We start from the raw sequence: 20,910 nt of genomic DNA, 5'->3' as shown, positions 1-20,910 counted from the left end.
GCTGCAAGCATAATCCACATTGTGATAGAGACGATCGAGTAGATGTAAATCTGATAATGTGTAATATATCATACTAAGCCCGATCGAGTACCCAATTACCACCATTCACAATTCACCATTCACCATTCACCATTCACCATTCACTATCCAATTTGTGAAGAAGAAAGGAGTAGGTAAAGAAATCTCAGCGACATGTTGCTAAATAGTCAAAACTGGGGATTTTAGATATATGGAGAAAAAATATCTACATTGCTAAACCAACAGTCCATGACACTAATAAACGAGCCTTCAGCCGCGCCAGTGTACGATTCGCCGATCGAACCGCCCAGCGATCGAAATCCCGACGCGATCGACAGGTTAGAAACATTTCTCTACCTCACACCTGTCATGGGAGTATTGCCATCCATGTGGGCGATCTACCGTTGTCAGCGCGATCGCCGTCAGTTGGCGGTCTGTCGCCTATCGATCCTGCTCGCCTTCACTTGGTTGAGTGCGTATCTGAGCCTCAATGTTGGCGCAGATTTAGCAGGAGCATCTACCGTTGGATTGCGGCTGTTATTTCTCAATAGTTTGGCGACTTCTGGCTATTTTCTCGTCAGCTTATGGCTAATGATGCTACTGTGGCAAAAGAAATCGCTACGATTGCCAGGATTTAGTGCTTTAGCCGAGCGAAAACTGCGATGACATCTCGGTGCGGCTTTGCCACCGAGCGATCGAGTCAAAACGTTCGACCATTACCCAGCGATTATTTAAACCCCACCCACCCCTAATTAAACCGTGAGTAAAGTGGAAGCTAGAAAAGTCAACCAGCACCGTCGTCGATCGACCAAATCCAATCCCCAAATGGTGCAGCGTCAGCCCGCTAAAAAGCGACGGAAGATGCCATTGTGGGTATGGTTGGGGTTGGGTAGCATTGGTGCGTTTTCGGCTGCTGGCGGGGCTTTTTTAGCTGTTTCACTGACTTCGGCACCACTTCAGCAACGCGCGCTCTCGGCAGCAGATGACGCATTCTTTAAGCAAAATGGTAAGGCAGCTTTTTCGCGGAGCTTGTTGCAGGTGCCAGAAGTCTCCAAGCCAGTAAATATTTTGTTGTTGGGCATCAAGACCAATCTCTCCGATCTCAAGACTAGTGATGGTAGCGATCGTCAGCGTAGCGGCTACGATGCTGAAGTCGATACGCTCGAAGGCTTGTCAGATACGATTATGTTGATGCGTTTCGATCCTCAAACCCAACGGACGATCTTTTTGGGGATTCCCCGCGATACCAGGATCGAGCGGACGGGGCGCGGTACGGAGAAGATCAATGCCGTAGATCGGGAAAGTGGTCCAGCAGCAGCAGCCAGAGAAGTCAGCAAGCTGTTGGGTGGCGTGGCGATCGATCGCTACATTCGTGTTAACAATATGGGTGTTGCCAAGCTCGTCGATGAACTCGGCGGCGTCACCGTTACCGTCCCCAAAGACATCAAGTATCAGGATGATTCCCAACATTTTTATGTCAATCTCAAGGCTGGTAAGCAGCATCTAAATGGTGAAAAACTGCTCGGGTTACTGCGCTACCGGAATGATGCCAATGGCGATATCGGTCGGATGCAGCGTCAACAGATGGTAGTTAGGGCACTACTAGAACAGTCGCTCAATCCGATGACGATCGCGAGGATACCACAACTTTTTTCAGTGATCCAATCTCATGTGGATACCAATCTGACGGTCGAAGAATTGCTGGCACTCGGCGGCTTTTCGATGCAAAATGGCAAATCCAAAATGCAGATGTTGATGATGCCAGGTGACTACAATGGCGACGGCAAGCATGGGATCAGCTACTGGTTGCCTGCTGAGAAATCGATCCAAAACATGATGGCACGTTATTTTGACCACGGTCAAATTTCGCTAGAACAACCCAAAGCTGAAAATCTGCGGGTCAATATTCAAGATACCAGTCACTTCCCAGATGCTACCGCCAGACTGATCCGACGGTTGAATAAGGCAGGTTATCGAAATGTCCATCTCGATACCAATCTCAAACTCAAGGAAGATCTCAGTATTAGCGAATTTATAGCTCAAAAAGGCAATCCAGAAGTAGCTGAAGGTTTATCCCAAGTTTTGGGATTTGGGGAAGTTAAAGTTGATAGTTCTGGTAACTTGTACTCAGACGTAACGATTAAACTCGGTCGCGATTGGGTTGAGAAAGAGCAATCATATAAATCGCTCAATCAGAAAATTGAGTAACACTTAAATTAATTGATAATTGGGTTGTCAGTTGTCATTTGAGTAGGGTGGGCACGGCCCACCATCTAGATTTCAGCCATTATCTAGCTAATAAATAATTTGTTATTCACTGCTTAATCGATCGCATCATCCCCATCAGTTTTAAACTTCATCTGCGCCCAAGTCAGTTGTTTCACCTTGCCCACATCACCCTGACTCGCAGCCTCCTTGAGATCCCGCTTTTCATGTGCGTGTGCGATTGCCTCCTTCTTCGAGCGCGAACTACTATCAAAACACTTTTCGAGGTTTTCAAAAACTCCCCGCCGCGATTTGGTGGCGTGTTGGCGTTCGGTATCGAGTAACTTTGCCATCAATTCGAGGTGCATCGCATCATCACTACAGATCTCTTCCAAAATCGACCATTCATCACTACCTAATAATTTCTTTTCCTGAATGCGTGTATCTTTAAACGGTTTTCCCATTACTTCCTCATAGATTCGAGGTAAACTATCATCAAATTCGTGCTTTTCTTCCAACCAAATTCGTCTAATCTCGCCTAATTCTTCCTCAGTAATTAGGGTAATATCCTGCATATCTACAGGTGCAGTATTCCGAATTTGTACCTGAGCCGATAGTACTCGTCGCAACCAATGTTCGCGCCAGAACTTAGTATATGGCCCTGGAATCGGGACTACTTCAGTACCATCATCAGCCTTACGTTCAAACAGCTCAACTCTACCATATATCCGTCTAAAATCTCGCTTATCGCGATCGTCATGAATATCCAATTCATTGCGAATATCTAACAACGGTTGCAACCATTCTTTGTCTTCATCATTTTGAATCATAGCCTCCATCGATCGATCTTTACTCACCAAAGTACACACCCAACAACCAAAGCGAGAATCACCACAGCTAGGTGTAGATGTATCGACAACTAAGGGACATTCGTTATCAGCAGTAGCACCGCGATAAAGAGTAAATAAATCCTGATTATTCCCACCCCAAGGATTGGGAAATTGCATCAGGTACATCCACACCTCGTCAGTTCGCCAATCCTCGATCGGGCTGTAAATTAGTGAATTAGGCAGACGGGCATTAGGGCTGAGGTAATCTCTAACTCGATTTTTCTCATACTTCAGCATCGTCATCGCACGTTTGTTACTTTCTGCTTTGCGAGTACCTAACACCAAGATAGTTTCACCATTTGACTGTACCACTTCACGAATAAATCGATTGGCAGGATTAATCTTTAATCGATCCGTACACCATCTAAATCCATTTCTAGGTGCAGGATAACCCTTACCAATTAAATTACTCCAAAATGTGTCTTTAACTACTGGCTTGAGTAAATGCGCCTCGATCGGCAATTGTAGTAATTCTGCTTGCGATTTTATCTGTTCGATGCAACGCCGAACCCAATGAGAAACTATCGGGTTTTCCACTTGGGTATCTGTAGTAATTACATAAACCTTTTTTTTTCGCTTTTCAGGTGCTAGTGTAGCGATCGCATTCCAAACAAGCTGTAAAATAGTACTAGAATCTTTACCCCACGATACACCTAAAATCCAAGGTATACTGTCACTACAATAAAGTTCTTGGATTTCAACAGTCAACTTATTGACATCTTCGATGAAATCCGCGACACTGCGCTGTTCAAGTGGTAGTGTGGTAGCTTCTGTCATGTGAGATAGTCTATGAGTATACAATTTTGCACTAATGCAAATAGGTGAGTTGCAAACAACTCACCCATAACAGTATATCAACAATCAGGTACGTTACTAATTTAGACTGATTCCTGTTTGTTTTTCTACTTCAGCGATCGCAACTTTGAGAGCTTTTGTAATAGCGGCTCTTTGAGCAATTATTTTCTTTCCACCCTTGTCGTCATCGATTACCACACTATTTTGCCATAAGCTACAACTGCGTCGATAGTCTAAATTAGCTAATGCCTTGATCAGTAAAATATTCTGTTCATCACTAAAGTTATTCTCGAAAAATATTAAATGTCCGATTCGACTGATTACTTGAAATCCTACTGAATTGAAATCAATCCGCTCTTGGCGTAAGTTGTATAGATTCAAGAAGTTAGTTGATTGAGAACGTGGTTGAAACAGGAGGCTCCATGTTGTATTGTTACGTGCAAATTCACTATAGAAAAATTTAGTTTTCTCAAGAAGCATTTGATATTTATCATGACTTTCTTCGGTATAAGAATCAAGTTTTCTACTTTCTCCATACAAAAATTCTGATACACCAGTTCTTAACTGATTCATTGTAAAAATATAATTTGGATCTTTACCAACATTTTTAGATATTTTGTCTATTCTACCGTTAAACACATCTAGTTTTTTTGTGAGATCTCGACTAATTTTAGATAGAAAATCGCTAATATCGAATGATGCTCGTAATGCTGCTGGTATTGGTTCATTTTTAGAACAATCTGCAAAGTCTTGATGTATTTGATCTATATCATTTTCTTGAACTACCAAAACTGTGACACTATCATTATGTAGTTCAGGTTTAATTCCAATTGCCTTTTTAATTGCTTCAAGACGATGCTGCCCATCCGTAACGTACAACACAACATTACTAGGAATTAACGCATATCCACATTTTACAGGACCTTCTCCAAAAGTAAAAACCTTGATAGGAGTATCTGAATTGAAAATAAATGGTGGCAAAATATAGGAAGGTGTTTCTATTAAATATTTTGCAATTTCTTTAACATGATTTTGCATTAAAGGACGATTTATCATCTGATCGACATCAGACTTTTTATCTTTTCCCTCTGCACTATGGATTCTAGCAAGTTCTAGCAGCATTGATAAGGATAGGGAGAAGGCTAGATGGGTTCGTTTACCTTGCTCATATACATGACAAATGAATGTCCTCGATCCAGAAGTCATTGAATCTTGATAAGCCTGCTCCTGTGCATCTTTTGCGGTTGGCAGCGGAATCACATTAGCACTGGAACGTTGGTTATCCATGAAAATTGGTACTTTGTGTAGTTGTCGATAATAAACACGATAATCGACCAAAAAGCATTTGTCAAGGCTTTGCAGTTCAAAAGTGCGCTGATTTGAAATAAAAAAGGCCATTTAAATATGCGATCAGTCCAATTAAGTAGTGAAAATCGCTAATATTCACAATTTCATCTTTGCAACATGAATTTACCCACTAGATTCTCATACAACGCCTTAACATGGCTCTATCACCCTTCAATAGCTGTAAAATACCAACAAGACTACCCCCAACGAGCAGGAGTATTATCATGACCCAAAGTAACGAGCCAAACTACCGCGATCTTCTTACCCGTATCGCTCAAGCTGAATATAGATTGACTAAAATCGAAAATACTCAAGAGCAGCTAGAAAATACGATGACTCCTGGCGGCTATATTACCGAGGCATTCGAGCAAGTTCACCGAGAAATGGACGAACTCATGGGTGAAATTAGGCAAATGAATGGGAAAATCGATATCATCCTGCGGCATATTACGGGACAGGGAAACTTATAACGTGCTAATTCTGAAATTGTGTCCGCGCTGCGGACGCAATTAAAATAACTAACCTATCATTGCGTGTAATTTGGAGATCGCTTCCTCTAATGTCTCTGCTGATAGAGATTCGACGTACTTCGCCTGACGCTCCAACCAGTCAATAGTTTTAACTTGAAATATCATAACTACACCGCTAGTCATCAGCCCTTCCGGTAAAATCACCTCCAGCGGAAAGCCCTTGACTTTGCTGGTAATCGGACAAACTAATGCTAGTTGAGTAGATTGGTTAAACTCTCTCGGTGTCACGATGAGAGCGGGACGAAAGCCAGCTTGTTCTCTGCCCAGTGTCGGATTGAAATTGAGTTTGACGATATCACCCTTGGCGGGGATGTATTTACCTACCATATTTCCTTACCAACAGGCTCACCCCAATCGTATTCCCCATCGATTAATTCGGGAGTAACACCTACCAATAAGTCCTCAAGTAGATACTTTCTCTTGACTGGCGAAATCACAATCGTATTGTTGACAACTTCAATATTTACCTCTGTACCAACCGTAAACCCTACCTCATTTGCGACGGGCTGAGGAATTCTCACCCCCAAGCTATTACCCCACTTATTGACGATCGCAGTCATATCTGGTATTATTGTTTATCCTATGTATATCCTAACTTGTAAAAATATCTTTGTAAACCGAAATGACCTGTACAAACTTATTTCCACATACGTGCATCGAAATTAAAAGGCTGTGGAAGATCGATAATTAATCGATCGAATTGTGGATGAAGCGGATTAATGAGATAATTGAACTCCTGGGGGACAATCGCTGATGGTACGGCTAAGATTGGCGTTCTTGTTGAATCCCTCCATTCATCGCCAAGAGCTTGTAATGAAGATTTAGAACTAGATAAATACCAATCTGATGGCAGCCTATCTATATTCATGTATTCGACATACAGGTTGTCTGGAATTTCTGCTTTAATTGCTACAAAGAAATCTCTTTCTACAGTTGGTACATTGAGATGGACAAATAATTCTAAAATAGCTAAAGATAGATGTTCGGCAGTATATACTATCCTCTTACCTTTAGAATTCCACCTTCCACCTACTATACTTGCGCCTTCGCCACTAAAAGCACTCTCGGCAAATGTAGCTTCACAAATTCGCCAGACAACTTTACTCACATGTATACACCGTGTCTAATGGCATTCACCAGATCGATTACCCGCTCTAATCCGGCTGCGCTAATTAATAACTCAGCAGGAGTAGAGCCATCTAAAGCAGGGTTCTTTTCTTGCAGCCAATTTTGGACTGTATCGCTATTGCCAAATACATCTAGAGCATGAATCTTGGCTTGACGTAAATAAATTTCCGCCTGATATTTAAAAATCTCTGTCTCTAATTGAGATTTGATTGCACTAATATCTGCTGTGAGAGTAGCTTCAGTCATAGATTTAGATCGAGTAGTTGAATGTACTCTTAGTCTCAATTAATTATAACTCTAAACAGTTAGGCGTTGGCGTAGCCTACGGTCGGTAATCGCAAATATCCTCTATTTAGTTTTTAAAAACCTTGCAAAGTATGCCGAGAAGCTGCTAGTCTAATTGCGGTAACATCACTCAGCCATCAATGCCAGCCAGCAAGATTCCCAACCTTCAGCCAACCGAAATCCTCGTCCAACGCACTAATATGGGCGGAAGTGAGGCTTATATTGGCTCAGTGACGCTGCAATGGCTGGCAGATCGCGTAAAATATGCTTCAGAGATGAGTTTACTATCGGAGCAATATCAGCCTAAAGATAACAATATCGCCATCGATAGTGACAGCATCGAAGTCATCCAACAGCGTCCCCTCGACTGGAGTAGACAGGCTGCTTTAGTTCAATATTTAGCAGGGCGAACCACTCACAAATTCCCGCCTGTATTAGTAACGATCGATCGAGATTGGATCGATAATATTCATGCACCGGAATGGGGAAGAGGTGGAAAAGCAACTGAGTCGGCGGCGATGTTTATGCCACTTGATGGTAATAATAGTTTCGGCTTATTAGATGTCGGAGCATCCGTGCGAATTTATGCCCTCGATGGACAACATCGATTGATGGGCGTACAGGGATTGATGGAGTTATTACGTGCGGGGGAATTACCTCGATACAATAAATATCGTGAGCTGGTAGGTAATAAAATTACGCTCTCTGAGTTGAAGACATCTGAAGCATATTTACAGAGTTTGCCGCAGGAAACGATCGGGATTGAATTTATCTCGGCGGTGGTAAAAGGGGAGACACAATTAGAGGCACGACGCAGGATTCGATCGATCTTTGTCCATGTTAATCTGATGGCGATCGCGTTGAGTAAAGGACAATTGGCTCAACTCGATGAAAATGACGGATTTGCGATCGTCGCGCGGAATATTGCCGTCAATCATCCGCTATTAAAAGATATCCCAGGACGCAAACCGCGTGTAAATTGGGATAGTGCGACAGTTGCGACTAAAACCACCGTGCTGACAACGCTTCAAGCCTTGCAAGACATGGCAGCTAAATATCTTCAATACCAATATCCCCACTGGAAACCCAAAGCGCAAAAAGGTTTAGTACCCCTGCGCCCAGAATCAGCCGAATTAGAAGCCGGAATTGCCGCCTTTAGTCGGTTGTTCGATCGGTTGTCCCAATTTATCAGTTATGGACGTTTACAGGCAGAAGATACCCCCCAATTGCGCCGCTTTAGTTTTGAACCTGGTGGCGGTGAGGGACATATCTTATTTCGCCCCGTCGGACAAGTTGCTTTCGCTCAGGGGGTAGGGATGGCGGTTTTTAAAAAACAAATGGCTGAAACCGACGTTTTCCGTAAACTCGATCGCTATGATGCCGATGGTGGCTTTAGTAATATTAACTTGCCCCAGTCGCTCTGGTATGGCATATTATATGACCCAAACAAGAAACGCATCCTCGTATCTGGGCGAGACTTGGCGGCAAAATTAATTGTATATCTGCTCGGTGGTGTGGACAATGATTTCGATCGAGCCGAATTGCGTCGTTATGTCGCCGAAGCTAGAACAGTCGGGGAATATGCCATGAGTTTTGAGGGTAAATTAGTCACGCCAAAAGAAGTTGGTTTACCTCCAGTCTTAGCTAGTTAAATTAACTTTGTTGACTAAATTGTCGTGCATAAAATTGAGCATAGCGTCCGGCGCGATCGAGTAATTCTTGATGCGTACCAGCTTCGATAATCTCGCCATTTTCAATTACCAAAATCCGATCGGCTTTGCGTACAGTTGCTAGCCGATGCGCGATAATAAATACCGTGCGATCGGTCATAACCCGCTCTAGAGCCTCTTGCACCAAGGCTTCCGATTCAGAATCTAGCGCGGAAGTGGCTTCATCGAGAATCAGAATGCGGGGATTGAATAATACTGCTCTAGCGATCGCAATTCGCTGTTTTTGTCCACCCGATAATGTTGTCCCTTTCTCACCGACATAAGTATAGTAACCTTGGGAAAGCTGCGAGATAAATTGATGGGCATTGGCGATTTTTGCTGCTTCCTCGACATCTTTGATGTTAAATTCAGTCTGTCCGAAAGCGATATTTTGAGCAATATGTCCAGATAATAATACTGTATCCTGGGGGACGATCCCAATCTGACGGCGGAGACTTTTGAGCGTCACATCGCGGATATCGATCCCATCAATCGCGATGCTGCCAGATGAGACATCATGAAAGCGATTTAATAAACTTAGAATTGTACTTTTACCCGCTCCAGAAGCCCCCACAAGGGCGATTGTTTCACCTGGTTGAATATTGAGTTCAAATGATGTGAGGATTGGTTTATCGGCTGTATAACCAAAGCTGACATGCTGATAATCAATTTTACCTGTAATGCGGGGTAACTCGATCGCGTGAGGTTTTTCGATAATCGTGATGGGAATCTGAAATAATTCAAATACTCGATCGACTGAAGCTTCCGCCTGCTTAATCTCATTAAAATTGCTAGTAGTCATCGCGATTGGATCGATCAATAAAGCGATCGCAATCAAATAACTAACAAAATCTTTACCAGTCAAATTATTTAACGAAATCTGCCAGCCAGCTAGTATGCACAGAAAGAGGATGCCTACTACTTGAATCAAGCTAATAATTGGGTACTGAAAAGCTTTAAGATTTTCAGTACTATATTTCACTTGATAATTGAGTTCAGCTTCTTGCCCAAATCTAAAATTAGCATAGTCCTCAGCGGCAAATGCTTGAATCGATCGCATACTAACTGTAAACTCAGTAATCAACGAAGCCAAATCTGATGTTCGGTTTTGACTACGGAGGGAAAACCCTCGCAATTTCTCACCAAACCACCCAACCAAAATAGCAATAATCGGCGCAATAATTGACACTGCGATCGTCAATTGCCAGTTTACCCATACTAGATAACCCAAGATCAAAATTAATTGCAGAACACAGGGAATAAATTGATGAAAAATCTTGTAGACAACCTCAGCAACTCGATCGATATCTTCAGTTAAGCGATATGATAAGTCACCAGTCTGGACTATTTGGGTATATGCCGAACCTACTTTTAGCAGATGAGCATAAACCTGTTTTCGCAAATCTAGTGTTACCGCAAATGCCACCCTTGCCATCAGTGAATCTTGTCCATACTGAGCGATACCACGAACTATGTATACTAATCCCCCAATGAGTGTAAATCGAATCAGTAACTGGACATTGCCCGCCCCAATATATGTCGAAATATCTCCAGCTAAAGATGCCATCAGTGGCGAAAATAAACTAAAGATCGTGACACATAATAATCCTATCCCAATCATCTGACGATGCGGCTGGAGATACGGCAGAATTTGCCAATAGTTAGAACGCTGTTTCAAAAGACTCACTCGATCGCTAGATGATTTATGGATTCGACGCGATCGAGTTTTGGTTTGTTCGCAAAGTCAAGATCGCATGTAGATCCTAGCTTAGATCGTTGGCATCGCCGCGCCGAGAAGTAATCGCCCGATCAACTCATCACCTGCATCAAACACTCAGCAATTCTCCTCGCGGCTCCAGGAGTACCCATCCGTAACAAACCATTGCGGGCGATCGATTGTAATCGATCTGGTTGCTGCAATAATCGCTGCATCTCCACCCCGACATCCTGCGGCTGAGGTACCAAAATCACCGACTCACCCAAGAGTCGAGTTTGGGCTTCAGCAAAAGCGGGCGTAAACTGAGGGCCATCACCTGGAATAATAAAGGCAGGTTTTCCCAAACCGATAAATTGTTCCGTCGCCGTACCCGCCATCGCGATCGCGCAATCACCTTGCTGCATAAATTGAGTATAAGCTTGAGTACAGATAGCGATCGTGGCATTGTCCCGTTGATAATAAATCGTACTCGGATCGGCAATAAAGCTAGTCAGCTCACTGTCAGGAGTCGTTACCTTCGTCCAGCCCAATTTTACCAAATCGCCCTGTAAGATATCTAAATCGAGTGTCGGGACAATTGCAGCCAAACAGAGGATTTTACGCTGCTTAAAGACCGGAATCAGGCTGCCTACAGCAATAATTATCTTGCCCCAGTTAGCATAAGCTTCACGGGGACGAGAGCCAGGAAGTAACGTGACGATGAGCGGACGCGCTAGTTCGCGCCTGGCTGGCTGTGACTGATAAAAAAGTGGCTTGCTCACATCCGTTGCGACTCCATCCATCATCGGATTACCGAGATCGAAAGCCGGAATCTGGTGCTGTTGCAGAACTTCAGTAGTTAACTTATCGCGGGGAAATACCGCTGTACATCTCCTCCTACTCAATAACCACCGTTCCCAAGGGAAATAATAACAGCCAGTTTTAGCCTCGATCGCATCTCGCTGTGATGCTAAAATTTGTCCCTGACGATCGCGAAGATAATACTCGGATTTTGCAGTACCGATAAAAGCATAATCCGCCCCACTCATCCAGGCAAATAATAACGGGACGATATCGCCGACTGCGAGAATTTTACCCCCAGATCGCCCCCAGTCGCGAATTGTCTGAATTTGATCGATCGTCAATCCCACCAATCCCCCCCGCAGATCCCGCGCCAATTGACGCCGATCTTGATTGAGAAATCCCCCCGATGGCAACACCTGTGTCAGACCTGCGATCGCGAAATCATGACCACTATAAGCCGTCCCGACACCCACGATCGGCAAGGTGACGATTTCTGGCGGCTGAGATAGTTTTCGCAATTCCTGAAGTACAGGCAACGCGATCGCATCTTCACCATGTCCATTACTAATACAGAGGAGTTTCATTAATTATGATGGGTAAATAAAAGTCCAGCACGTGCGTCCCAAAACCTAAAGCCTAAAACCTAAAGCCTAAAGCTCCCCTCCTAGCAATCTTCGTAAAATACTATATAATAAAGAAACTTGGGGCTGTAAAGGTTTCGACGTGTTGGCGAAAGCTGCACTGTGATACAGGTCGAGAGGGAGTCTACTCTCGTTAATATCGGCTCAAAATAAATATAGATGCAAACAACATTGTACCTTTCGCTCGTAAAGCCGCTCCAGTAGCTGCCTAAAAAAACTTACGATTAATTTCTAAGTCGAGCATTTATAGTATGACTCCGTTAATTACTATAACTAAACCCTCAACGGATGCTCTATCTAACCGTCTCTGGTAGGTTATGTAGCTAAGATTCATCAGAGCATCCTGCGACCTGGGACAATTGGTCACTCCCGTCTTGAGGATTAGATAGACTATACCTGTGAACGAGCGGAAAGTTAATACCCAGGGCGGACGGCAGTTCGACTCTGCCCAGCTCCATCAAACTAACTAGTGATTAATAGTTGACGATCGCTAATTAAACTTTAGACCCCGATTGAGATTCGTTTCGATCGGGGTTTAATTTATGGTGGATGGTGAATGGTGAATGGTGGATGGTGGATGGTGGATGGTAGATAGTGAATGGTGAATAGTTGTATTTCCTCTACCCTAAAGCCTAAAACCTAAAGCCTAAAACCTAAAGCCTAAAGCCTAAAACCTAAAACCTAGAATACTCCTTGACAAACTCGATCGGAATTGCCCAACTAGAGTTATTAATCTGCTCTTGCAGAGCAGCACCCACTGTCGAGCCGTCTTCGAGTACTTCTGGCATCTCCCAGAGCGGATTGGCATGAACGCCATTGATACCGACTAAGTTCCCCGATCGATCGAGTGCGGGACCACCACTCATCCCTTTTTTAATGCCGCGATCGAAACCAATCGTGTAGCCGCCAGCGAGCGCAACTGGTAAAATTTGGGTGACGCCACTACTGAGTGTCTCTAGTCCCCAGGCGGCTGTTACAGGCGCATTGACACGACGGGTGGACGCTGTGGCAGTTCGGAGTGGAAATCCAGCCAACCAGACTCGATCGCCGATTTTGGGGCTAGTGGTAGCCAATTTGGCAACGGCATAGGTGCGATTGGTTTGAAAGCGGAGGATACTCAGATCGCGGTTTTGTCCGGTTGGTGGACGCACCAATGCAGTAGCGTAAATCTGTCCGTCATGGGTTTGCAGTTGAAACGGAGCACTAGCCGCTTGAATGACATGAGCATTGGTGACGACTGTATACACCTGTTGGTGGCGATGGAGCAGTACTCCCGAACCGATCGTTTCACCATGTGCCAATACTCTAATCGAGAGCGATCGCAACTTATGCTGGAGTTTTTGCTCTTGGGTAGCAGCCAACTCAGAGACCACAAAAGATTGGGTTAAGATCGTCGGTAAGGAGATCGTCAATATAGTCAAATACAACACAGGCACGATCCTGGCAATCCAATCTTGCCATTGTGCAGGCGTTACACGATCGCCTGCTGTCTGCTGTGCGGAATCCTGTGGGGTAAGCTTGGACATTATAGATAAGGATCGGAGTGAAAACCGTAAACTTGTGAATATGTATTTCACTAATGATGTTCTAGGATAAAAGGTAGTGCCGTAGTAAATTACGATCGAAATATAAAATACATGCTGGAACTATATCAATTTGAGTTATCGCAATTTTCGGAAAAGGTCAGATTGGTTCTTGACTACAAAGGGTTAGCATACCGCAAAATCGATGTTGTACCCGGCATGGGTCAATTCGACTTATTTCGGATGTCTGGACAAAGACAAGTTCCCGTACTCAAGGATGGCAATAAGGTTATCGCTGACTCTACCGCGATCGCGCTCTATCTTGACAAAACTTATCCAGATCGACCGATTATTCCCACCGATCCTCAACAGAAAGCAACGTGCTTGCTTTTGGAACAATGGGCTGATAACTCGATCGGTGGTGCTGGGCGGACAATTTTATTAGAAAGTCTCAAAAGTAGTAGCCTCCGTACTTCTATTTTACCCACTGGCACTCCAGATGTCCTCAAAAATTTGGTCGGCTCGATCCCCAGAGAAGCGATCGATATATTGGGCTTGGGATTGGGCTTGACACCAGATGGGATCGCCGCCGCTAAAGTGGAGATGCACCGCAGTCTCGAATCGATCTGTATGCTCCTGTCTCAACATGCTGGTGCTTATCTGACGGGTGATACCCCTACTTTGGCAGACTTGACGGTAGCAGGTTTGAGTCTGTTGCTCAAAATTCCCGAGGGACCTTATCTCGATATCCCCTTCAATCTCAAGGGTAAAGGTATTCCTGGTTTTGCTGACAATCCTGACTACGATCTGTTTTTCACTTGGCGCGATAAGCTATATGCTGACTTCCGCAGACCGCATTTGCCAAATATCAATAATTCGGGAGCCGCACCAACGACACCCACGACAATTGCGATCGATTAATTTACTCGCCTAATTTTGGTTCGCAACTGTGCTGGTGATGAGGACGATCCCTCTGAGCAGCGACCATCATTGAGCTGCACCCAAGTTGCTACCTACATTCAAAGTGTTTAAAATCACGCGGAGGTCTTCTCCGCGTGATTTTAGTTGCTGTCTTGAAAATAAAGAAATTTCCACTGAGACATACTCAGCGCAGGGATTATGGGCGATGAAAGCGATCGTCTTGAAATTATGACAAAACTATCAACGTTTATACTTACTTTAAGGTATGATGCGAGTATCAATAGGTAACAAGTTATGGAAGCGATCGAAAACTCAGCAATTCAAACTTATACTTCAAACAGCTTTGAGGAGATTGTTAGACAGGGAGGCGATTTTGATTGGTATCTCAATGTGAATAGAGCCAAGAATTGCCAATATTTAGTTTGCTGTAGCTCTGTGGGGAACAATCGAGGCTGTAACTTCTTGGTTGGAAAAATTAGTGGGGTTGAGTTGAGTAAGATCGATGATAAAGGGAAAAATCGTTATTTTATAAGGGTTTCAGAAGCAGCATCTATTAACGTTTCCGATCGATGGGGCGGCTATCAGAACCCAGTTCACTACACAAATTTAACAGACATGGGTATCGATCTTTCTGCTTTGAAGTGGCAGAAAGTAGCAACTCCAGCACAATCTCTACCAAACGTGTTGGATCTAACCATTGCCCAAGCAAAAGCCGGATTAGCTCAACATTACGGGGTATCTGAGTCAGATATTAAAATTGAAATCCTCATCAAAGGTTAGGTTGACTATAAAAACTATCATCATAATACTTCAAAACTATATTTAAATTATTGTCCATACTATTGAAGTTCGCATATAGTTTGAGCTACGATGTGAATATAGATAAGAAATCGAAAGATAGAAGTCTAAAGATGAGTTACACAGACGAAATAGAATTTCAAGACGAAGGTGACTTTCGAGCTTTCGGAGCTTGGTGTTATAACGGTAGCTGTATTTGGCAACGAATGGGTCTTTTCGACGAGCCACCAACATTCTGGGTTAAGTTGAAGCCACTAGTCGATAAGTTACTAACTTACCAACACGCTAACCTAGCTTTAACCGATCCACAATACTTCACATCACTTCTGATGGACTTATCACAATTAAAGTGGCTCAAGAATATAAGACGAAAAGATGGATGCTGGGCTTACAGACACAATGACATGCAAATTCCAGAGGCTAGAGTTTTTTGCTTGAACTGGAAAAGAAAAAACGACCAAAAAAATGCTCAGCAACCGCAGAAGGGCGATCTAATAGCATTGGTTCAGCTTGCTAAAGTCACTCATATAGTTGAGGTATTAGATGACGTAGTTTATGATAACAATCAAAATGAGTGGGGTATATACCGCTTAGTCAAAGCTGTTTGGATGCCCAATGAAAGCTTTGATTGGAATAATCTTAAAAATATTGAAGAAATTTTTAGTACTAATCATCTCCCTCCAAGTGGCTCTGTCTATAATTTTGAAAATATGGCTTGGTTTAAAACAAATTGGAAAGATTCTGGAAGTCTACAGGGTTTTCAGCAACATGCTAGTAAATCTTTTATTGAGTAACATTGAGATGTTCTACGATGACAGAGATTGAGAGCCAAGCTCGTAAAATTTTAAACTTCTTGGTGCAAGTACCGTTTTCTGACTGCGTTCCAATTAGTCGAGACTTTGCCGGATTAACTTCTAAACCAGGTATCTATGCGATTCGCCATCGATCCGCAGGATTGTTGTATGTTGGGAAGGCACAGGAAATCAAAGAACGTTTTCGCGGCGGACATAAAGCCATTACTTGGTCTTGGCTAGCAGATTATGACCATCGCGACGTAGCGATCTCTATTTATGAAATCGACTATCGGCAGTGGCGAACGTTATCATCAGATTTAGAGGGAATTATTCTGGTTTGGAGTAAACCCCCATTTAACATTCGGATACCAATGAGGGATGAACAATGACTTCCGTTAGTGTAAAATCGTCTAATTCTGAACCAGAGAACATCGAACATTTGAATCCCGTAGCAGCACGGATGATGTTGGCGGCATTCCCAACTCACGTTCGCTCGGCATTGGAACGACGAGCTAAGGAAATCGATTATCCAGTCGAAGCGGTTTTAGAAATGGCAATTGCGGGTTTTCTGGATCGAGAGGCTTTGAGTTTTGTAGATTGCCAACCGCGCTACTAAGAAATGAGGATTAAATAAAATACATATTTTGTAGGTTGGGTAGAAGCCCGCGAAACCCAACGCTCTAGGGATGTTGGGTTTCGCTACTCTCAACCCAACCTACGCAGGTTATTTAATCCTCATCTGAGGATCGATCGCCCATATCCCGCTCTGACTATCTATTTGCTAATTCCGATCCACTCGATCGAGTTGATAAAGTGCTGGTTTTGACTCCAAGCGTTGCCAAAAGTTGTGAATTTGATGACTGACTAGTTGGGGATGGAAGTGATGAAAAAAGTGACCACCCGTTACGCTGCACCAACTGACATCTGTGGATTTGAGATAATTATTCCAACCGGATAAATCGGTTGATGTAATCACTGGATCGTCTTGACTACTACAAATCATCATCGGCATTTCTACCCCACCTTCACATTGGATCTCCAATCGAAATAGTGAGTGGTTTGATGGAGCCTCCACTAAATCTCTACTAAACCTCGCGACGAGATCGCCAACATACTTGGGGTAGATATGCGGAAATAAATTGACAGCGATCGATTGCACAACCCGCTCTCGACACTCTGATGACGCTCGAAGCTGAGTGTAATAATATGAATGCCAATCGGTCGCTGGCTGCACGGCAACACTTAGCAAGATCGACGAGGCGACTCGCTCTGGATAAATGCGTGCATAGCCCAAAGCAATCGCACCCCCAATGCCATGTCCGATCAGATGTACGGGACATGCCAAACCAGTGATGTATTCATGTAATAGATCGATCGCACTGTCGATCGAACTACCCTCATCCAAGGTTTGATGATATTCCCATAACTCAATTTCGACGACCTTTGATAGCTGTTTCAGCAGACGGCGATGAAAGTACTTGAAACTAGGACTAGCACTAACCCACAGAATTTTAGACATTCGGTACCCCCACTCATCAGCTACAACAATTGCATCAGCTTCACTTTACAAGATCTTGACGATCTATTTACGATGTGCTAACGACAAAATAACTTGTCATCGACACCACCAAGTACAATTGCACCTAGCGATTTACATCGATTTATTGACTATATATCTCAATAAGATATAGAAGATATTAGCACAGCTAGCGATCGTTAAGATAATTAAGTTATGTAACAAGCGTGCAAACAGTCAGGTATCCGCCCTGATACCGCTGTGGCGACCGATCTACAGCTAAGAAATTGTAATGCCATAAAAATAGAGGATAGAACGTAATTCAATCCTCTATCCTTATTGAGAAAAGGTAGCTTGTGGGTTGCGAAGCGCATCGAGATCGGGACCTCTGCACAGCTTAGTCTTCAGCTCTAATACCTGTGAAGTACTCAGGCTCATTACCCGCAATCCACTTGATATTGCAGCCGATACTCGGACGTTGCGCGGGATCTACAGCCCGACCTGCGAGGAGAGAGTCTATCGCCTGACGCAAATCTCGACCAGTGACTGGCTGACCATTGGAAGGGCGACTATCATCCAATTGTCCGCGATAAGCCAAGTGCCGATCGCGATCGAATAAAAAGAAATCAGGTGTACAAGCCGCCATGTACACCTTTGCCACCGCTTGGGTGAGGTCGCAACAGACAGGGAAATTAAACCCTTCCGTATGTGCTAGAGCTTGTAAATGTGCGGGAGCATCATCTGGATATTTCTCGATATCATTGGAACTGATTGCGACAATCCCCAATCCTTTGGCTGCATAGTCTGTCCCGATCTGTGCCAATTGAGTCTGGACGTGCTTGACAAAGGGACAATGAACGGAAATGAACATCACCAATAATGCCGATTTGTCCGTAAAAGTCGCGAGCGTAATCGGGGTATCAGTCACCACATCAGTGAGGTGAAAATCAGGCGCACTCACGCCCAAGGATAGCATCGTCGATGCAGTTCTTACCATAAAATTAGGGGTTAGGTGTTAGGTATTAGGTATTAGGTATTGGGGATTAGGTGTTAGGTATTAGGGATCGACGGCTCGTTTGGTTCCTTTCTGCTTTCCCCAGTCCCGCTAGCACTGGAAGTCCTAGCGGGACTGGGCGCATCCTCCAGTGTACCAACATCCCTCAACCCCTAGCCCTGTTTCTTGATGTAAAGCGGTGCCAAAGATTGGAGCAACCCATTGGCAGCCTTCCCGTACTCTTCTAGCTCGACTAGTTGCTCGACCGCATAAGTCATACTTTCTTCAAGCTGTGGGATGCTGTGGTACGTTTTCAATACCTCCAATAACAGATCGTCAAGCTGATAATCTCGCATCGTCGCCGCCGAGTTGCTACTAAAATTAAAGTCAGGTCGCAGCATGACTAGCAAAATTATTTTGGCACGCAACGGATTGGTGTAGCTCATGATATTCTGCCGCAAGCCAAAGGGATCGTATTCAGGTACTGTCCACTCTTGAGGTGCTGATGCTGCACTTTCAAATCGATCTGCTGCGGAGAACTCTGAATCGTAGTAGGTTTCATAGGCAGATTCATCGACATCATCGCTAGCTGTTCCTGGATGCTCGAATTGTTGCGTCGCAACTGGTGCGTAGGCGCGTGCTAGTGCCGATGGGACTACCTGGTTGGTGAAGGCTTGGGTCGGTGCAGGTGCATAAGCACGTTCTAGCGCAGAGGGGACACCTTGACTTGGTAATTGGGTCGGTTCTGGCGCGTAGGCGCGTTGGAACGCCGAAGCGACACCCTGGGTCGCTGAGTTGGTAGGTTCGGGCTGGGGAGCTGGGACGGGTGTCGCTGGAGATCGAGCGGGTGTCGCTCGACCAACATGTTCTTGGCGAAATTCAGGGTACAATTGCCCGATCGCTAGATAGATTACTTTAGCGATTTCGATGTATTGTTTAGGTTTGTTGACTGTTTTAATTAAATTTTGCAGTAATACTCTAAATCGTTCTAATGTATTGTTTTCTCTAACTATTTGTTCGATCAAATACTGAAAATTAATCGAATCTAGATAGTCAGCATCTTTTTCCCATCTACTGGTACATAAGCAATACAGCATTTTTTTGATGCGGATTGCATCTTGATGCCTATCTAAGTATTTAACGACTTGTTGCAGTAGATTTGGGTCATTAATCCTCATGAAGTTAGCCAGCTTTTATCTAAGGTTTAGTCGAACGATGCGATCGAAAAGTATCTTCCAATTCTGAGGTCGATCGAGATTGGGATGTATTGATGGGTGGAGCCAAACATTAACTTTGCCAAGCCTCGTAGAATTGGGCAAATTTGCCATCACCCGATGGTTCGATCGATATCTCTCCTCATTACTTCTCATATTGTGCCCATTGAGGCAGCATCACTAACTAATCCCGATAAATTACCTGGTGCGAACCCCGTCGCGATTAGACTTGGGAGCGCATGACTTTGGCGAGATTGTCGCGCTCGATCGCGATCTGTAACTCGCTATCTTCGCCACCACTGAGCGAACGAGTAACCTCACCCAATACCAACGGTTCGGAGACGCCAGGGCTAGGGTGAATCACTGTTCGAGCGCGAACTTTGAGCTGTCTGTCCGCCGAGCCAGAGCGACCGTAGGAATATAAGTCGGCTGCGGCTTGACGGAGAGTCGCATCCAGCCCAGTTTCGGTAATCGGTGTCGCAACGACAATGGTGGCGCGATCGCTACCGTTATCATAAATCAAGGAGTAATGCAGCGCACCAGCGACGTTGGTATGGACGATCGGGACTAGGCTCAATCCAAATAAGCCCGCAGTCAACACGCCCATAAATCCGGTCGCGCCTACCAATCGAAATTTAAATCCCCATTTGGCAACTAAAGCAACTAGCGTCGCTACAGCAAAAATCAGCGTCGCAATTCCCGACCATTGGCAGTATTTGAGAAAGTCAGCAGTTGAGATCATTTAGGGATAGTGGATGGTGGATGGTAGGGTGGGCAGTGCCCATCGTCTAGGTTTTAGGCGATTTCAATCGTATAAATATTCAGTGACTCTTGCCGATCGAATATTACCAAACAGAGCGGGTTTAGAACTACCCGCCTTTAGGCGGATTGTGATTAGGACGGAGTTTAAATCTCCGCCCCAATCACTTGGCTGTCAACTGTCAACTGTCTGCTTGTCTTGTCTCGCTGCTTGGTGCAACACATGCACCAGGGTTCCTCCGCCTGAACAGCATCCGCAAACCCTCGGCAGAGCCTACGTATCGCGAGCCGCTGGTGCAACACCTGCGCCAGGTATCCTCCGCCTGAACAGCATCCGCAACTG

23 protein-coding genes and 1 other RNA gene are annotated in these 20,910 nt (G+C 44.3%); 11 read left to right on the top strand and 13 right to left on the bottom strand.

The genetic code is table 11. From position 1 onward, the window contains the following. The first annotated feature begins 267 nt into the window (after positions 1 to 267). Positions 268 to 684 carry a hypothetical protein gene (locus ACEW9I_RS24430; protein ID WP_373542937.1) on the top strand — a complete coding sequence of 139 codons (417 nt, stop codon included), beginning with the start codon at positions 268 to 270 and terminating at the stop codon, positions 682 to 684. A 93-nt stretch (positions 685 to 777) separates the two neighbouring features. Further along, the gene (locus tag ACEW9I_RS24425) at positions 778 to 2,226 is read left to right on the top strand and encodes an LCP family protein (protein WP_373542936.1); all 1,449 of its coding nucleotides are present in this window, start codon (positions 778 to 780) and stop codon (positions 2,224 to 2,226) included. A gap of 113 nt (positions 2,227 to 2,339) precedes the next feature. Here ACEW9I_RS24425 and dndC read toward each other — a convergent pair whose 3' ends face one another. Then, positions 2,340 to 3,890 (bottom strand): DNA phosphorothioation system sulfurtransferase DndC, encoded by a 1,551-nt coding sequence (gene dndC / locus ACEW9I_RS24420; protein WP_373542935.1) that lies wholly within the window; start codon positions 3,888 to 3,890, stop codon positions 2,340 to 2,342. A gap of 96 nt (positions 3,891 to 3,986) precedes the next feature. Beyond that, positions 3,987 to 5,306, bottom strand: coding sequence for a DNA sulfur modification protein DndB (locus ACEW9I_RS24415; RefSeq protein WP_373542934.1), 1,320 nt, complete (start codon positions 5,304 to 5,306; stop codon positions 3,987 to 3,989). A 173-nt stretch (positions 5,307 to 5,479) separates the two neighbouring features. Here ACEW9I_RS24415 and ACEW9I_RS24410 point away from each other — a divergent pair, with 173 nt between their 5' ends. Further along, the gene (locus ACEW9I_RS24410) at positions 5,480 to 5,725 is read left to right on the top strand and encodes a hypothetical protein (RefSeq protein ID WP_373542933.1); all 246 of its coding nucleotides are present in this window, start codon (positions 5,480 to 5,482) and stop codon (positions 5,723 to 5,725) included. Positions 5,726 to 5,773: 48 nt separating this feature from the next. On the opposite strand, the gene ACEW9I_RS24405 is transcribed toward ACEW9I_RS24410, so the two are convergent. From ACEW9I_RS24405 to ACEW9I_RS24390, 4 genes are all read right to left on the bottom strand, one after another. Further along, entirely contained in the window at positions 5,774 to 6,112 is a 339-nt protein-coding gene (locus tag ACEW9I_RS24405) for a type II toxin-antitoxin system PemK/MazF family toxin (RefSeq protein WP_373542932.1), read from the bottom strand. Then, positions 6,106 to 6,345, bottom strand: a complete 240-nt coding sequence (locus ACEW9I_RS24400) for an AbrB/MazE/SpoVT family DNA-binding domain-containing protein (protein WP_373542931.1) — start codon at positions 6,343 to 6,345, stop codon at positions 6,106 to 6,108. Before ACEW9I_RS24400 ends, ACEW9I_RS24405 begins: the two co-directional genes overlap by 7 nt. Before the next feature lie 77 nt (positions 6,346 to 6,422). Beyond that, the gene (locus ACEW9I_RS24395; RefSeq protein WP_373542930.1) at positions 6,423 to 6,893 is read right to left on the bottom strand and encodes an RES family NAD+ phosphorylase; all 471 of its coding nucleotides are present in this window, start codon (positions 6,891 to 6,893) and stop codon (positions 6,423 to 6,425) included. Further along, positions 6,890 to 7,159 (bottom strand): antitoxin Xre/MbcA/ParS toxin-binding domain-containing protein, encoded by a 270-nt coding sequence (locus ACEW9I_RS24390; protein ID WP_373542929.1) that lies wholly within the window; start codon positions 7,157 to 7,159, stop codon positions 6,890 to 6,892. The genes ACEW9I_RS24395 and ACEW9I_RS24390 overlap by 4 nt, the downstream gene beginning before the upstream one ends. 179 nt (positions 7,160 to 7,338) lie before the next feature. Here ACEW9I_RS24390 and ACEW9I_RS24385 point away from each other — a divergent pair, with 179 nt between their 5' ends. Then, positions 7,339 to 8,850: a DGQHR domain-containing protein gene (locus ACEW9I_RS24385; protein WP_373542928.1), complete on the top strand. Its 1,512-nt coding sequence runs from the start codon at positions 7,339 to 7,341 to the stop codon at positions 8,848 to 8,850. Position 8,851: 1 nt separating this feature from the next. Here the strand turns inward: ACEW9I_RS24385 and ACEW9I_RS24380 are convergent, their stop codons facing one another. Together ACEW9I_RS24380 and ACEW9I_RS24375 are read right to left on the bottom strand one after the other, a co-directional pair. Then, positions 8,852 to 10,585, bottom strand: a complete 1,734-nt coding sequence (locus ACEW9I_RS24380; protein WP_373542927.1) for an ABC transporter ATP-binding protein — start codon at positions 10,583 to 10,585, stop codon at positions 8,852 to 8,854. A gap of 131 nt (positions 10,586 to 10,716) precedes the next feature. Continuing rightward, the gene (locus ACEW9I_RS24375; protein WP_373542926.1) at positions 10,717 to 11,991 is read right to left on the bottom strand and encodes a lipid-A-disaccharide synthase-related protein; all 1,275 of its coding nucleotides are present in this window, start codon (positions 11,989 to 11,991) and stop codon (positions 10,717 to 10,719) included. Between the two features lie 119 nt (positions 11,992 to 12,110). Between ACEW9I_RS24375 and ssrA the strand changes: the two genes are divergently transcribed. Continuing rightward, positions 12,111 to 12,508: a transfer-messenger RNA gene (gene ssrA, locus ACEW9I_RS24370) on the top strand. Between the two features lie 214 nt (positions 12,509 to 12,722). Here the strand turns inward: ssrA and ACEW9I_RS24365 are convergent. After that, positions 12,723 to 13,574, bottom strand: coding sequence for a serine protease (locus ACEW9I_RS24365; RefSeq protein ID WP_373542925.1), 852 nt, complete (start codon positions 13,572 to 13,574; stop codon positions 12,723 to 12,725). 111 nt (positions 13,575 to 13,685) lie between these two features. Between ACEW9I_RS24365 and ACEW9I_RS24360 the strand changes: the two genes are divergently transcribed. The 5 genes from ACEW9I_RS24360 to ACEW9I_RS24340 all read left to right on the top strand — a co-directional run bounded on the left by ACEW9I_RS24360 (position 13,686) and on the right by ACEW9I_RS24340 (position 16,700). After that, entirely contained in the window at positions 13,686 to 14,492 is an 807-nt protein-coding gene (locus tag ACEW9I_RS24360; protein WP_373542924.1) for a glutathione S-transferase family protein, read from the top strand. Positions 14,493 to 14,786: 294 nt separating this feature from the next. Continuing rightward, on the top strand, positions 14,787 to 15,272 hold the full coding sequence (locus ACEW9I_RS24355) for a hypothetical protein (RefSeq protein WP_373542923.1): 486 nt from the start codon (positions 14,787 to 14,789) through the stop codon (positions 15,270 to 15,272). A 92-nt stretch (positions 15,273 to 15,364) separates the two neighbouring features. Next, complete coding sequence (locus ACEW9I_RS24350) at positions 15,365 to 16,084, top strand: hypothetical protein (protein ID WP_373542922.1); 720 nt, start codon at positions 15,365 to 15,367, stop codon at positions 16,082 to 16,084. A gap of 17 nt (positions 16,085 to 16,101) precedes the next feature. Continuing rightward, a complete protein-coding gene (locus tag ACEW9I_RS24345) occupies positions 16,102 to 16,473 on the top strand; it encodes a GIY-YIG nuclease family protein (RefSeq protein WP_373542921.1) in 372 nt (123 codons plus the stop codon). Continuing rightward, positions 16,470 to 16,700 carry a hypothetical protein gene (locus ACEW9I_RS24340; protein WP_373542920.1) on the top strand — a complete coding sequence of 77 codons (231 nt, stop codon included), beginning with the start codon at positions 16,470 to 16,472 and terminating at the stop codon, positions 16,698 to 16,700. Before ACEW9I_RS24345 ends, ACEW9I_RS24340 begins: the two co-directional genes overlap by 4 nt. A 165-nt stretch (positions 16,701 to 16,865) precedes the next feature. Here ACEW9I_RS24340 and ACEW9I_RS24335 read toward each other — a convergent pair whose 3' ends face one another. The 4 genes from ACEW9I_RS24335 to ACEW9I_RS24320 form a co-directional block, all read right to left on the bottom strand. Then, positions 16,866 to 17,603, bottom strand: a complete 738-nt coding sequence (locus ACEW9I_RS24335; RefSeq protein WP_373542919.1) for an alpha/beta fold hydrolase — start codon at positions 17,601 to 17,603, stop codon at positions 16,866 to 16,868. Positions 17,604 to 17,997: 394 nt separating this feature from the next. Then, positions 17,998 to 18,597, bottom strand: coding sequence for a thioredoxin family protein (locus ACEW9I_RS24330; RefSeq protein ID WP_373542918.1), 600 nt, complete (start codon positions 18,595 to 18,597; stop codon positions 17,998 to 18,000). A gap of 170 nt (positions 18,598 to 18,767) precedes the next feature. Then, positions 18,768 to 19,772, bottom strand: a complete 1,005-nt coding sequence (locus tag ACEW9I_RS24325) for a hypothetical protein (protein ID WP_373542917.1) — start codon at positions 19,770 to 19,772, stop codon at positions 18,768 to 18,770. 259 nt (positions 19,773 to 20,031) lie between these two features. Beyond that, positions 20,032 to 20,550 (bottom strand): Ycf51 family protein, encoded by a 519-nt coding sequence (locus tag ACEW9I_RS24320; RefSeq protein WP_373542916.1) that lies wholly within the window; start codon positions 20,548 to 20,550, stop codon positions 20,032 to 20,034. A gap of 82 nt (positions 20,551 to 20,632) precedes the next feature. On the opposite strand from ACEW9I_RS24320, the gene ACEW9I_RS24315 reads away from it, so the two are divergent. Continuing rightward, on the top strand, positions 20,633 to 20,910 hold a 278-nt coding region (locus tag ACEW9I_RS24315; RefSeq protein WP_373542915.1), incomplete at its 3' end, for a hypothetical protein.

The sequence above is a fragment of the Chamaesiphon sp. genome, from assembly GCF_041738855.1.
Lineage (GTDB): Bacteria > Cyanobacteriota > Cyanobacteriia > Cyanobacteriales > Chamaesiphonaceae > Chamaesiphon.
This window is presented reverse-complemented; position numbering and strand designations above follow the sequence as displayed.